The following is a 14,984-nucleotide window of genomic DNA, read 5'->3' on the forward strand; positions in this document are numbered from 1 at the left end:
GGATACGGAAAATTGCCCGCTGGCGTTCCTATAGAGCAAAAAATCCATCAAAATAACTTTTGTCAACCAAGTGAACATAAACGATTTAAGGACTCCCTATCACATACTTTTATGAGGAAAAATTTTTATTGATTATTTGGGAAGTGGCTATAGTAAAAGTGAACTTTGCTGTTTAGAGTTGCCTCATTACAGGTAGATGTTTTTTAGCTTATCCAGATATGATATTAATGGTGATAATTAATCACGAAAACTGATTATGCCCTTCGAATCCTTATTTTTCTTATTTTTTCATAGACTTACCGCTATACCTTTTATTGCGCAATCAAATCGATTTGGTAATAGACAATCTATTCAGTATAAAGCCTCCCCACTTGCTAACATTGCTAAGCGAATAAGAAGTGATTCATACGCAATATATTTATATTATCCTTCCTATAATCACGAAACATCATAAAAAATTCAATATACAGCTCTTAAAAAAATAAGTGTTAAATAATTACTTATAATGTAGTTACAAAAATTTTACAAAATAGTTAACATAAAAAGATATTTTGAGATAATATTAACTTATTACATTTTATATTCTCCAAAATAATAATAGATTTGTTTAGATTTAGCTTTTTTCTGAACTAATTTTAAAAACGATAATTCAATCTACCAGTAAAACGAACTCCAGAAAAACCGGCCTTAGTAAGCTTATGCTGGTAGGTTAGATCACTGTGAAGTGTAATTTTTGAAAACAGTTGTGAATTGATACCCAAACCAGCTTCTAAAGAAGAACCAAAAGAACTTAACTGGAAAGAATCTTTAAAACGCACAAATTGCTTTCCACCAAAATGATTAGCAATACGAATCTCACCATAAAGGGAAAGGTGGCGATCCTTTTCAAATGTTGTAAACATTTTGGTTAAACGCCCTCCAACACGCATCAACCATTGATCAATTTTTTTCATCTCAATATCAAATCCATCACGATCATGTGCCTTATGAAACTGAAGATTCTGATAAATAAACTGAACTTGTGGATCAAACATAACACCTTCATACCCTATCATAAACGTTCTGCCAGCAGAGAACCAGACATTTAAGGGATTTCCTTTTAATGTCGCCGTCTTTCCCCGTGCAAAGGTAAAAACATCACCTTTAAACAAACCATAGGATAAAAGACCATTTACATAAAAACCTGTGTTATGCTCCACGCTACCATACGCTGTAACTGACCATTTATGAAATATATTTTTTTTACTTTGTTTAACATCCCGAGGACGAAAAGAAACCTTCCCATAAGTCCCCATGATTCCAAAGGATGCCGTACTGTATGCCCCCTCAATTGTTTTCAACAAAACGCCTGCCTCTATGGCATTATAATCAAGATTGCCTCTGTAACCATATTCAAGTGCAGAAAGATCTGAAACATAACGATAACTTCCGCCGTAACTGGAAACAAATAAAGTGGGGGAGCCATCAGTTTTTAACGGACGGACAGAAACAGATCGCATAGTTTCCAATTGCTTGTTTTGACTACCAATATCCATCAATCCAGCATGAAACAAAGCATTAGGCAAAAGAAGATAAGACGGCACTTGCGGAACAACATCTCTCACCCTTAGTACAATAGGTACATCAAGAGCAGTCTGAACATATTTACTTTCGAGGCGAAAATCCCAAAAATCTCCATTGCCCTTCACTAATCTTTGAGAAACACGTGCATTTCCAAGAGAAGAATCTGGACCATATGGACGGAGATAATATTGGTAAGGCAAACCTTCCAATGCAATATAAGCAGTACTCAATTGAAAAGAATCTTCTGCCGCTTTTCCAGAAACTTGAATAAGTGAAATACTTTTAGCATTTCCATTTCCTTCTACTTCTCCTTGATTTCCTGTAACAAATTGCACATGGACTATAGTTTTGCCAGAGACATCTCCATGAATCAAAAGCCGGTCACTCTTTTGGTTATCAAGCGATCCATCACTATTGAGATACGTATTGAGATAAAGATGTGCACTACCCTGCACATTGAAAACTTCTTCTCCTCCCTTTCCAATATGGAGTGTTTGATACTCTTGAAACGTTGGGGGTTCAAAAGCAATAATACTGTCAGAAAGTTTTACAAACGAAATGGATGAAACAACACGATTTGAAGCTTGCGGATTTATCTCTTTTCTTTTTGTCAAAATCCATTTTGTTTTTCTTGTTAAATAAAGTTCAGCAACAGCATCATCAGCGACGCGGGTGCCCCCTATAAGTGAAGAAGAATCAGCCAACAGCGCCATAGAAGCCCCATTTTCAGCTGTTAACAATAAATCACCAGAAATCTTCGTCCCTTCCGTTACTCCGATATAACTACTACTTTTATAACTATGAATAGCTGTACCATCTGGAACTTCAAAAGTCGCCTTCTTCAAAAGGACAATTCCTTGTTGGTAGCTATTATTTCCTTTATCTATATTAAAGTGCATACCATACTTACCGCCTGTCACTATAATTTTTGAATCTTCAATATTAACTCGCGAAACTAAAATATTCCCTTCTTGGCCCACATTTGATTGTGCGTTAGCATCTAATCCGATCCATAAACCTCTGACACCACGAGCAATAACACTGCTACTTTTTAAATAAGTAGAGCTGTGCTGGTTTACATTTAAAACTGCATGGGCAACATCATCTTCTTTATCCGCTGTATTTTGACTTTTTGAAGTAATACTAACACTATCTAAAATTGCACTCCCCCTTGATCCCACATATAGCGCAGCTGCATCTGTCACATCAATCAGCCCACCCATCATCTTAATACCTGCATCAAAACCACTGAAAAGAGCACTCTCTTGGCCGCTGCCTTGACCATGCACTTTTATTTTTGCATCCATTAAAATAACAGATGTTCCTGTCTTCTCTGCATAAACACCCATCTGAGTAGCTTGAACTGATCCACGATTTACCTCTATCGTTCCATTGTCAGCTCTAAAACCTATTGACATATTCTTCAAAGTTGAATCGCTTAAAACAACTTTTCCTCCTTGCGAAGCAACTATACCATAAGTACTTTTTACACCATCAATACCGTTAATTTGTACACGCGTTGCTTGGATAACTGTATTCGGCTCCTGTGCTACGATAACAGCAGACGATGTAAAGGAATTCTCTCTCTCACTCTCTTTTTCAGAAGATTTAACGAGCTGATATACTTTATCAGTAATTATATGTTCTGCACCATCACTGCACCTATAAGGTAATTTACCTTCACCACACAAAAATGATATGGACGAAAAAGGACGTGCCTCAACATCTATATTAGATAAAAAAGGAAAAATAGCTGCTGTAAAAGCACATAAATATAAGCGATTTTTAGATTCTCTAATCATCATTCTTCTTCAAAAGTCCTTTTCTCAGAAAAAATGCAGGCAGAAAACGAGCTATAAATTAAAATACAATAAGTGTAAAATAAATGAAAATAATTTATTATTACCTGACAAACAATTGCGCTGATAACTTGTTTTGTATTTTATTATGAAGCAAACATAAAAAATATACTTACTAAGCTTATGCTGATAAAGAAAAATATCTAGGCTTCTAAAAAAGAAAAAAATACCAAAATGAAAAAGAATCCAAGATAAAGCAGAACATTTACTATCCTGAAGTTAAAAAGAATCGTACAAAGTGTATCACCAAAATCAGTTCTGTGACAATAGCATCTGTGCTAATATTAGAGTAAATATTTTTATATCGAGTAAGCCTCGGTCAGTAATCACTGACAAGAATACCCAAACAGTCCAGATTGGCAACAGTGTCATTATCAATCTGGACTCTAATGAGCTTCACCTTATTGGGAGTAAAGGAGCAACCTTTGAGGATGTATGCGACACTGATGGTCGCTTTTGTAAAGCTTTTTTTGTTTGTTGACGTTTTCTTTCATTCTCAAAGTGAGCTATCATGGCCCGTTCCTTCTTGCTCGTATTACTTAGACCAAAAGTGTCATTATCCATAAATTTCTGATATCCAGCTATCATGAGATCGATTAGGAACGAGTCACTTTTCGGAGGTTGTGTAAAATAAATCCCTTTTGAATCTTGCAATTTATATCGGAAACCTGCTTTTTTCATGCACTCATAAACTGAGGCAAATTCACTTGCGTACGAATTCATATCACTAGAAGAAGCATAAACCGGTTTCCAGCCACATTTTAAAAGTGATTGTTCAATTACAGCCCGATCTGTTCCAGACTTTTCCCATAAAGCCAATGTTGATGGGGGAGGAGTTCCTAACTGACATCCAGCCATACTTAATAAAGCCATGCAGCTCAACAGTTTTAAGATTTTTTTTCATTTTCCCCCTCCTTCAATGGGTTTCTTTACGATGAGAAGGCTCGTAAACCTGTTGATATTTTCTGTCACCGCTGTTTAAAACAACGGTGAACAATATTGAGATGGTGTATTGAAGAAACAATCCCGCCATTCCAAGCTAACACAAGGATGGGAAATTGTTTCCATCACAAACAGCAAGATTTAAGGCTGGCATTCCGGTTGATCTTTATTCTCCTTACAATAAGGGCTATTTAAGCGTATCTCAACACTTCGCTGAGGAATAACAGCATCAGGTTGACAAATAGAAAGATTATAAGCTTTATACTTCTCACTCTCACACCAGCTCGACTCTCCAAATTTATTACGAAATCCTGCTTGAACCATGCAAGCATCAACGGATGCCTGCGCATTGAATTTTTCACGAACATATGCATGCACATTGAGTTTTTCGCGATTGACTTTTTCACGGATTCTCAGAGATTCTTCTGCAGAAAAAGTCTGTATTCCGCATTCTAACAACGCTTTTTTTATCTCAAGCTTATCTGCACCAGACTTTTCCCATACATCTACAACCGTTAAAGGAGTTTGATCTGAGTAACATCCAGATATAATGCACAACGCTATTCCACTCAATGATTTTAAGATTTTCTTCATTTCATTCCCTATAATAAATTTTCATACTATAAAACAATCCATATATTTTTATATTCTAGTTTCTCATTTCAAGAACAATTATGAATGTTGTCGGTATCCATATAGAAAAAACCTCCTGTGACGCAACATCATAGGATAGAAAATGTACGATTATAAAAATTCTCATGGCATAATAAATGCCTTGCGTGATGTTTGGCATGAGCGTTATGGAAGTGCCCATTGCCCTGCTCATGATGATAGGCTTCCTAGCTTATCCCTTGCTAATGGACATGATTGACGTCTCTTACTCTATTGTTATGCCGGATGTTCTTTTAGAGAAATCATACAATCGCTTACAAGAATTAGATGCTTGGGAAACAAGCCTTTTTTGAGAAAGCTTACGATCATACGCTCTCTTTCTCAAAACAGGTTTGTGCTGATCTCAAACGAGCGAAACAGAAAGCAGAAAGAGCACAAAAGATTTGTCAACAAAGCCAACCGATCAAAAATACTTTAGCTGATTTTACCTTAGCTGCGCATGCCTATAGCCATGGCTTTGAGGTCTTTATCATGCAAGCTCCCAAAGGAGCCGATTTTAATAACGTATTATTTTCTGAAAAGAGGGAACTATGAAAGATAGTAATTTACAAAACAATAATGAAAATACCCCCGTCAATGATAACGATAATGTCTCTTTAAACGAAAATACTTGTTTAAAAGCCATTTCTTATGAACAAGCCTTGTAACAAAATGGTTGGAGGCAATTAAAACCAATTGCTACGGCTCTTTTACCCGTCGAGCCCTTTAATCCATTACAGCTGCCAACATCATTAATAAACTATGTTTATGACGTTGCTGATATTCAACAATCTTCTATCGATTTTGTTGCTGTTTCTGCTTTATGTGGATTGTCTGCTGTCATTGGAAATGGTGTGCGGGTTGCTCCCAAACAACATGCCAATTGGAAAATTGTTCCTAATCTCTGGGGTGCCATTGTGGGGGAACCTTCAACTATGAAAACAGATACCATGGAAGCTGCTTTAGCACCTCTCGATGTTTTTCAAGGGTAATGGCATCAAGAATGGTTAAAGAAGAAAAAACAGCAAGAAACAAAAGATATTCTTATTGAATTAGACAAAAGAGAAAAGAAAAAACAAGCCTACAAAGCATTCAAAGATCAAGACGAGGAACAAGCCCTTGCTCTTCTTTCTCAATCTCTTGAACATAAAGAAAGTGAGGAAGATGACACTTTTGTCAAATGACGTCTTATTGTCAATGATGTCACAGTCGAAAAGCTTGGGGAATTGTTAAAAGAAAACCCCCGTGGTTTATTGTTGGTTCGTGATGAATTATCTGGTTTTTTATCCGATTTGGAACGGAAGGAATATCAATCAGATCGTTCTTTTTATCTAACAGCTTTTAATGGCAAAAAATCATACACCTATGACCGTATAGGACGTGGAACCATTTTTATTCCCAATGCAACCATTTCCATCATTGGGGGCATTCAACCTTCACGAATTATTCCCATTGTTCAAACAATGCACCATGGAACAAATAATGACGGTTTACTGCAACGCTTTCAAATGCTGGTGTAGCACGATGAAAATCAAGAGTGGCAATTGGTTGATAGACCTCCCAATCAAAAGGCATGGGAAAGTTATCAAGGAGTCTTTCGTTCTCTTTATGATAAACCTTTAGGATCAGCAAAACACCCCATTACCATACGCTTTTCTACTGGTGCCCAAGAGATGTTTCGTGAATGGTGGAAAAATTTTCAAAGAACAATCAAAGGAGGTCATTTCTCTGCAAGTTTACAAGCGCATCTTTTGAAAATGAATAAAACCATACCAACCCTTGCATTGATTTTTGAATTGAGTGAAGGGGGGCGTTTTGAAATAGGCTTGCCTTCACTCACTATGACATTGTGTTGATCACCCTATTTGTTAAGTCATGCAAAACTCATTGTAGAGCCTTGTGATCATTTACCAGATGGTTTTACCTGCACGAGATATTTATAAACGTGATTGGAAGCTTTTAAAGGATAAAGGAATTATTCAACAAACTTTAGAGCTTTTATGCTGTTGCAACTATCTTCGTGAAATTTATGAAGACAAAACCCAAAAGGCGGTCGGTTTACAAAACGCTATGAATAGCCAACCTTAGTGAAAAATCATAGGACGACACAATAGAGAAATCTCTTTTGAGAGTTTTTCAAGCCAATCGCTCAAAGCTCTTTTTAGTGATATTCTCTTCATTGCTCTTTTTTCAAAGAAAACGATCAGAGTTCTTCTTACAAAGAGTTTTGTTGCTTTTGGAGAGTTATTCCAATGTTTATGTTATTTTTTAAATAATAAAAAATAAAAAACATTATATTTTAATATTTTTGTTTAGGATCTCGAGCTATTCTATGGAAATTTCTATTTTTGTAAAAAGTCCAAACGTGCAACAGTATGGTAAAATATATTTTTATGACATTGGTGATTATCTCTAGAGAAAAGAAAAACTTACGATAATAGAAGTCATTTGGGAGTATTGATGGTATTACGTGAATATCAGCTACAATATCATCTGGATTTATATTACTCGTAATTGGCATTTTGGATGCATGGCTCATTTGTTCTGCGAACTATTGGACTTGAATGTTTAATCCATAAGCCCAGTATTGATGGTATTAGAATAAACGCCATCTTAATTTGTAAGTTTAATCGAATGCAAATTGAGAACATTCGATATAATAACAAGCGTATGCTTCTTAGCTAGCCCCCTTTAAGTAAGATAATAAGGCCACCTGCTATACTGTTCTGATTGGGGTTGAGCTCAGCTTTATAATAAACATCAAGCTTTAAAATACCGTTCGCTTATTTTGAGTTACATCAAGCTGAAATACCTATAATTCTTTCTCATCAAAAATCTTGAATAAAAAAGGCAAGTTGCTGTTTAAATTACTGCTAACATCAAAAAAATCAAAGCCAATTTTGCCACCATCTTTGACACTTTTAGTATATAAGATTCCGATACATGAGACAAGCACCATATCGTTCTTCCATCGGTATGTCCTATATCTATTCACGAAACATAGCTGCTTCAGAGTAGGAAACACTATATATTTGTAGCAATTTCTTTTAATTTATTCATATCAAAATACAAATCCGATACCTTTCGGCAAAATTTATCAAGATAAATAAACAATTCATCAGAGAGATATATCTTTTTTTCTCGAATTCTCATTAAATCCTCAGTTTTATTATTTAACGGATGCGCTTCAAAATTACTTGCACGATTTCCTGCTAATTTGGTAGGCATATAATGATTTATGATATTACAAAAACTACAATCTAAAGGGCCAGAAACATTACTTCCAACCATACCAACGTAGTTATTTTTATTCTCAAAACACTTATATAATTCTTTAATATTACTTGCAAATGGCTTATAGACAAAAGCATTATAGCCATATTCGTGAATTTTTTCATAACCACATTTCACGAATGTCTCATCAGCGATATTTAAGAAACCCAAATCTGGAATTTTTGAAGGAAATTTCATAGGCTGCTCTATTCCAAACAAATTATTCTTATCTATCCTATCAATAAAATAATTCCACTGCTCAAAATTAATACTTGCATTGAAATCAATAATAAATTTTACATTTTTGTTTTCATTAACAATTGCAATTGTATCATCCAAATACTGATTCGATGATTTCAATTTTATCAAATCGTAATTACGTATCTCATCATCAATAATTTCACCTATTCCTATCGTTTTAATAGATTTTATTAATCCAGAATTAATAATTTTAGTCATTTCAACTTTTTTAAAAAAATCTTCCAACCCAAAGAAATAGCTTAAAGAATTTGAAAAGTGTTTACTTTTATTTATTGATCTTTCATTTACAGATTTTATAAAATCGTCCGGCATTTCTCCGTGACTAGGTGACAATGGCAACTCCATAGCAAAGGGCGAAATAACTTTATCCCGAACAGTAAATAAAATTATCAGTTCTGTTTTTTCAACTAACACACCAGAAGAACTGTGAAAAGAATCCGATAATTTATATTTATTGGTGTAAACTCTGATGCGTATATCCATATTTTATCTCACAGCCAGAAAAAAAATCCCGTATCATATTTAACTGAAATGTATTCTCGTACTTTTTTCTATTTTCAAAATTAACTAAAATGAACTCGGGAGCAGCGATACATATTAGAGCTAACACTTCTGCCAAATCGAATCTTTCCGATAAAGTAATCGTCACACTATATGGTACGCTATATTTTTTCATACATTCTATGTTACGCACCCACTTTTGTTTATATTTTTTACTGTCTAGATTTCTTATCTCTGAAATAACATCTGTGCCTATTTGTATCCCTAAAAAGAACGGATTACTCTTTAATAGCTTCAAATATGGTTGAATATAGATATGCCCCCCTGTGGCAATCCGAAAATATTTTTTACAAATGAGACACATACAAGTATATTTATGAAGTAAATCATAATCGAGCTCAAAAGGCTCTCCACCAGAAAGAATAATAAAATCAGATTTTATGTCATTTATTGTATATAAAGATTCAGGCAACGCGTCATCTCTCACCATCCATTCCATCGAATACGGACAATGATTGCAGCCCGCACTGCAATTTTTATTACAAATTACAATATTATCGCCCATGAAATTTCTTATTCAAGTTCATATAATCCAATACTAATTGTTTCATGAAAATATTTTGGTATAGACAAAGATCAGAAATTTTTTTAGCCACAAACGCTTTTATCATTGGTAAAGCTTCATCCTTTGATATAGACAGCAAATGAGAAATATAGTCTATCCGTTCTTCTAAATTGAGAGATAATCTTGGACTGGTGAAAAATGTTAAGATATCCAATTCCGGACTGGCTTCTTGACATAAATCCCAATCCACTACCATAAAAGAACTATCAGGAGTAACAATGATATTATCAGGATGTAAATCTCCATGTGATAAGATTATATTCTTGCTTAATCGATCTTGAAAAATCTTATTGATTTGATCAATAATCGCCTTTTGATGTAGCAAATCCATTTGGCTCAATACAGTACCTCGGATAAACTCCCATTCGACTACTTCATCGCAAAGTGTTATCAAATTTGGTGCAGGATAGAGACTTTGTCGAAAAGAGCCATCCTTGATGTTTTCATTAATGCACGATGCTTCCGGATAAATTTGCCCATAGCAAAACTCTTGATGCTTGCGTTTCAAGAAATGTTGTTTTGACGATTGTGCATTTTCAGGCTGTAACCAAATGATTTCTTGTTTTCTGACAAAAATAATTAAAGCAGACACCCCAAAAATCACAGCCATAATCACTGACAACCACAAATTAGCTTGCCAGAATGTTGAAAAAACATGACCGTATAAAAAACTGAATGCAAAGGATACAACAGCTGTAATAATGGCTGTAAATGATAAAACAGTCGCGATAGCTTTGGGATCAATCAGTGAATTTATAAGAAGAGACGACAGATAAGATCGATAAGCAGATTTAAAAACACATAGCAGTAAAAATCCTAATATAAGAGCCGCAATGATTTGAAATGACATGAGAAAAAAAGCAATGGTTACCATACAACCAATCATTAAGACAGGAAAAATAGGATTTTGAAACTTTGAAAAATACTTCTGAAACAATATATTGGAACTTGCTGAAAAAAAATTCCCAATGATAAAAATAATCGAAACCAAAATAGCAGGTTGAAATGGCAAAAAATCAGAAAATGCGATAGAAACAGTTCGATTATTAACCAAAATAGCAAAAGCTGAAACTGCACTTAAAAAAATAAGAGTGAAGCGATAAGGATTTTTGACTTCTTTACGGCTGGCGCACATAACTGTGAAAATATTCGGATGAGCGTTGATATGAAAACTATCTAATCCCTTTGTCAGTTTTGAAAACATAAAAATAGCAAAAATTAATGAAATGACTTGAAAAATCACAGGCAATGCAGGATGCACATAATAAAGTATTCCCCCTAAAAAAATAAGTACCGTTGTCACACTATAGGTAACAGCAGCCACTTCGGACTTAACGGAAAACAGTGTGCGATGCTTTGGTACTACAGAAAAGAGTAAACTATCTTCCGCACCTGAGAAACAAGCGGCTGCTAATGTAATACATAACAAATAAGTGGCGTAAGCAAAATATGCATAATTCATAAAAAGAGCTAAAAAACCGCAAAGAAAGAAAAACAGCCCAGTATAAATAACGCGCTTACTTCCATAAACATCTGATAATAAACCCAAGGGGACTTCTAAGATCAAAGGAAGCAATAAAAAATAACTACCGATTAAAACAATATCCGCTTGCGACAAATGCAATTTTTCCGACAAAAAAAGTGGTAAAACAGCAACCACTAGAGCAGTAGACTTGCTAACACTATAAATCTTAAATTGCTTAACCTTATCCACAAAATACCTTCCCACGACATCCGCTACATGCGCCAGATTCTTTCAAAGATTTTAAAACGCTTTGAGCAGACCAATCTATTGCCTCATAATTTTGTAGATTCCCAAAAGCTTCTGAATAAAAGCAATTTTTTAAATCTCCATTATAGTCCAATACCAAGGATGAAAATGGAAATAAACACATTAACGGCGACGAAACGTACGGAGAATTCTCGCCTAAGTAATAATTAATACAATTTACAAAATTTTGTGACGTCCATGAGCTTTTCCTTTCTTGGAACTTTTTATCTATATAAATCTGGAGGGGGGATTCTTTCCTTGATAATTCATCTCTCAAATGAAAAAGTGAGGCGTTTGGCGGAAGAATTTTGTTTCTTAAAGCCTTAGATCGATCCTTTGTATTATTTTTTCTAGAAAAACTAAATGACGACGTATCGAGCGGGCTGAATCCGATATAATCGACATCTTTGCTTATACAAAAATCGATAAAATTAATAATATTTTCTAGAATCTCTTTGGTAACTGTCGCTCTTATTCCTATACTTTGCAGAGGTTGAAGATTCTTAACTGTTTCAATGTTTTTCCACACGCGATCAAATTTATTCGCCCCCCGTATATCATAATATCCTTGGACACTAGTCGAATCCATAGAAATAACAATTTCTTTTATGTCATACTGTGAAATCCATAAATTTTTATGCAATAAGATGCCATTGGTATTTAATTCAACAGGCAGACCTAGTTCATTCAACGTTAATAAAATATCTTTAAGCTTCGGATGCATTAAAGGTTCTCCCCCAGAAAGCATCACTGAGGCAGCTCCTTTTTCTTTCAACATTCTAAATAAGGGTATTAAACTTTCTGGAGTGTGCCAATTTTTCTCCTTAATTTTCCAGCAATCGCACATGATACAAGGGCTATTGCAATTCTGGATAATATGTATAATAGGTGTTACAGGTACCCATAATTTTTTAAGATCAAAAATCGAATCTGACGCACTAATCAAGTTTCCCTTCTTTAAAAGAAAACCATTCTTTTCTAGTTCTCTTAACAAGATTGAAAAATCTGATGCTAAAATCTCTTTCTCTACATTAAGCTTTGCCGCAACAGTTTCAATTTTCTGATTTTGTAAAAAAACTGAATCAATTAAAAATATAGCTGAATCATTAAGCACAATAGTCTGAAAATCATTTAATCTAGTTATGCTATTCTCGTCGAGATTAATACGAAACATCCCCCCTCCTAAATTGTTTCTTAATAATACAATGGATAAGGGCGCAGCAGCGCCCTTATCCTGCTTTTTTATTTTTTTCTATCTCGCACCAATGGTTTATAACAAGTTAAAGTTGCACTATTCACAGTGCCAATCACCTGCGGTTTTTTATATGACATAATATCCTCCTCATATTGTTATTATGTACCTTATTTATATTCAAGACAATTAGTATTTTGTAAAAAGCCTAGGATTTTGCAACTTTATAATTGTGAAGTCAATTTAACTGTATTACGCAATATTCAGTTTGGAAAACAAATTGGCCTATACCGGTATAAATCGAAAAACTCTTGTGCTCAGCTAATTTCCATTTCAATTATGAAGTTCATTCAAAAAGTATTATTCCTGATTTCAATGGCTATTTCACTTCAATCACAATAAGAAATATGCAATGCTCTGCTTTATCAAGTAATTTTAAAAAGGTTTTTTTGGGGCTAAAATAAAGAATAGTTGTTGTGTAAATCAGCTTTTCAGAAGAAAAATTTTTCAATTATTTTTCTGTTTTAATTGTAATTTTGTGAAATACTACTTGCAGTGAAATTACCTTTAAAAGAGATTATACTCGACGCCAAAATACAAACTTTTATTTCTTATTAAAGATACAATCATATTGATTTATAAAGATAATCTAGCGTTATTCATATTGAATGAGAGTCTCGAATAACGTAGGATTCTCTCATTCCAAACCTGTTTATGTTGAATCAATCAAAACCACTCATTTGCACATAACAAGCGGGATGAGTGTGTGGATAAAATTTGTATAAGAAAGGAGTAAAAATGGCTCTTATGAACCGTCTTAATGCAAGATCTGTCGCAACATTAGGAGCTGGCAAATATAACGATGGTGCCGGCTTGCTCCTTCATAAACGAAAGATAGAGGTGCTCAATGGCTTTATCGTTATACCATTCATGGTCGGCGCCGCGAAATGGGCTTGGGTGTCTTGAGAGATGTTTCTTTAAAACAAGCCCGTGAATTGGCAAATGGATGGCGGTCTGTTCTTCGTGAAGGGCGTGACCCTATTAAAGAACGCAATAAACAAAAGCGTAGGGCAATAAGCAATCTCCATTATTTAAAAGATATTGCCGTGGATGTTTTTGAAAGTCGTAAAGCTGAATTAAAAGGGGATGGTAAAGATGGACTTTGGTTTTTACCTTTACGGCTTCATATTCTGCCCAAATTAGGCTGTCTGCCGGTTTCAGAGATTACTCAAACAGAGATACGCAATACTCTTGCCCCCATTTGGCATACAAAAGCTAGAATTGCTCGAACAGCGTTGATGCGTCTTAATCTTTGTCTTAAACATGCTGCTGACTTAGGATTGGATGTTGATTTACAAGCAGTAACAAACGCACAAGCTCTCTCAGGAAAACAACGCCATAAAGTCACAAACTTACCTGCAATGGATTGGAAAGATGTTCCTGCCTTTTATCAGTTCCTCTGTAAAACACAAAACATAACACATCTGGCTTTGCGTTTGCTTATTCTTACAGCTGTTCGTTCTAACCCTTTACGTCATATTCGTGAAGATCAGATTGATAAGAATATCTGGACAATTCCTGCTGAAAATATGCAAGGCAAGCGTGATGCTACAACAGAGTTTCGCGTGCCTCTATCATCAGAGGCATTAGAAATTCTAAAACAAGCGCGTCTGCTTTCTCGCAATGATTTCTTTTTTTCTGCAACCGGTCGCGGTCTCCTTGCTGAACGCTGTATGTCACAATATATGCAACGTACTGGTCTTGAAGCCTGCCCCCATGGTTTTCGCTCTAGTTTACGCAATTGGCTCGCTGAAACAACCGATGCCCCCTATGAGGTTGCTGAAACCATTCTAAGTCATACGGTCGGGGGCAAGTAGAGCGTGCCTATCGTCGTACTGACTATCTAGAACAGCGTTGTATCTATATGGATAAATGGGCGGCTTATGTCACAGGGCAATCTTAACAGATGGGGTGCATAACCCCATGATCTGTAGATAACTTTCTCTCTCTGTTCTCTCATATCATCTCAATAAGATTCATCACGCATCACATCAGAAAAACTATGATAAAATATTGTTTTATATAAATAAAATACCTTCAAAAATCATTCAAAATATGGTTAATAAATGCTTATGATTTGTTTTCATTTTTTGAGACTGAAAGGATTTTAGTATGACAGAAAATGATATTCTTTTAACAGACCGTGAAAGTGCAAAACTGCTTCATATGAGTGTTTCGACATTCCGCCGTCATGTAACCAATGGCTCTCTGCCAAAACCTTTAAAATTTGTTTTTTTATCCCGTTGGTTACAATCGGATCTTTTGAATGTCATCGAGCAAGCGAAA

At 35.0% G+C, this 14,984-nt stretch carries 8 protein-coding genes and 3 pseudogenes; 4 read left to right on the top strand and 7 right to left on the bottom strand.

Annotation, left to right across the window (positions count from 1 at the left end; all coding sequences use genetic code 11):
- Window positions 1-635: 635 nt before the first annotated feature.
- The 3 genes from GQO39_RS07445 to GQO39_RS07455 all read right to left on the bottom strand — a co-directional run bounded on the left by GQO39_RS07445 (window position 636) and on the right by GQO39_RS07455 (window position 4,958).
- On the bottom strand, window positions 636-3,365 hold the full coding sequence (locus GQO39_RS07445; protein ID WP_198039435.1) for an autotransporter family protein: 2,730 nt from the start codon (window positions 3,363-3,365) through the stop codon (window positions 636-638).
- Window positions 3,366-3,818: 453 nt separating this feature from the next.
- On the bottom strand, window positions 3,819-4,295 hold the full coding sequence (locus GQO39_RS07450; RefSeq protein WP_156851627.1) for a hypothetical protein: 477 nt from the start codon (window positions 4,293-4,295) through the stop codon (window positions 3,819-3,821).
- A 210-nt stretch (window positions 4,296-4,505) separates the two neighbouring features.
- A complete protein-coding gene (locus tag GQO39_RS07455; protein ID WP_156851628.1) occupies window positions 4,506-4,958 on the bottom strand; it encodes a hypothetical protein in 453 nt (150 codons plus the stop codon).
- A gap of 142 nt (window positions 4,959-5,100) precedes the next feature.
- On the opposite strand from GQO39_RS07455, the pseudogene GQO39_RS07460 reads away from it, so the two are divergent.
- Both GQO39_RS07460 and GQO39_RS07465 read left to right on the top strand, forming a co-directional pair.
- Window positions 5,101-5,459 (top strand): annotated as a pseudogene (locus tag GQO39_RS07460) (DUF7146 domain-containing protein); the annotation flags it as partial.
- A gap of 107 nt (window positions 5,460-5,566) precedes the next feature.
- Window positions 5,567-7,093, top strand: a pseudogene (locus tag GQO39_RS07465) (YfjI family protein).
- A gap of 946 nt (window positions 7,094-8,039) precedes the next feature.
- On the opposite strand, the gene GQO39_RS07470 reads toward GQO39_RS07465, so the two are convergent.
- From GQO39_RS07470 to GQO39_RS07485, 4 genes are read right to left on the bottom strand one after another with little or no spacing between them, the layout of a single operon-like run.
- Window positions 8,040-9,032, bottom strand: a complete 993-nt coding sequence (locus GQO39_RS07470; protein ID WP_156851629.1) for a hypothetical protein — start codon at window positions 9,030-9,032, stop codon at window positions 8,040-8,042.
- Window positions 9,001-9,615, bottom strand: a complete 615-nt coding sequence (locus tag GQO39_RS07475; RefSeq protein WP_156851630.1) for a radical SAM family protein — start codon at window positions 9,613-9,615, stop codon at window positions 9,001-9,003. The genes GQO39_RS07470 and GQO39_RS07475 overlap by 32 nt, the downstream gene beginning before the upstream one ends.
- A complete protein-coding gene (locus GQO39_RS07480; protein WP_156851631.1) occupies window positions 9,605-11,389 on the bottom strand; it encodes an MFS transporter in 1,785 nt (594 codons plus the stop codon). Before GQO39_RS07480 ends, GQO39_RS07475 begins: the two co-directional genes overlap by 11 nt.
- Window positions 11,382-12,620, bottom strand: coding sequence for a radical SAM protein (locus tag GQO39_RS07485; protein WP_156851632.1), 1,239 nt, complete (start codon window positions 12,618-12,620; stop codon window positions 11,382-11,384). The genes GQO39_RS07480 and GQO39_RS07485 overlap by 8 nt, the downstream gene beginning before the upstream one ends.
- An 816-nt stretch (window positions 12,621-13,436) precedes the next feature.
- Here GQO39_RS07485 and GQO39_RS07490 point away from each other — a divergent pair.
- A pseudogene (locus tag GQO39_RS07490) lies at window positions 13,437-14,601 on the top strand (tyrosine-type recombinase/integrase).
- A gap of 209 nt (window positions 14,602-14,810) precedes the next feature.
- A partial coding sequence (locus GQO39_RS07495; RefSeq protein WP_156851633.1) for a helix-turn-helix transcriptional regulator occupies window positions 14,811-14,984 on the top strand: 174 nt, incomplete at its 3' end.

The organism is Bartonella refiksaydamii, assembly GCF_902652675.1.
GTDB classification, from domain to species: domain Bacteria; phylum Pseudomonadota; class Alphaproteobacteria; order Rhizobiales; family Rhizobiaceae; genus Bartonella; species Bartonella refiksaydamii.

Excerpts from the sequence above, each read along its gene's own strand:
- GQO39_RS07450 (WP_156851627.1), bottom strand. The coding sequence starts at position 4,295 with ATGGCTTTATTAAGTATGGCTGGATGTCAGTTAGGAACTCCTCCCCCA.
- GQO39_RS07455 (WP_156851628.1), bottom strand. The coding sequence starts at position 4,958 with ATGAAGAAAATCTTAAAATCATTGAGTGGAATAGCGTTGTGCATTATA.
- GQO39_RS07475 (WP_156851630.1), bottom strand. The coding sequence starts at position 9,615 with ATGGGCGATAATATTGTAATTTGTAATAAAAATTGCAGTGCGGGCTGC.
- GQO39_RS07445 (WP_198039435.1), bottom strand. The coding sequence starts at position 3,365 with ATGATTAGAGAATCTAAAAATCGCTTATATTTATGTGCTTTTACAGCA.
- GQO39_RS07470 (WP_156851629.1), bottom strand. The coding sequence starts at position 9,032 with ATGGATATACGCATCAGAGTTTACACCAATAAATATAAATTATCGGAT.
- GQO39_RS07485 (WP_156851632.1), bottom strand. The coding sequence starts at position 12,620 with ATGTTTCGTATTAATCTCGACGAGAATAGCATAACTAGATTAAATGAT.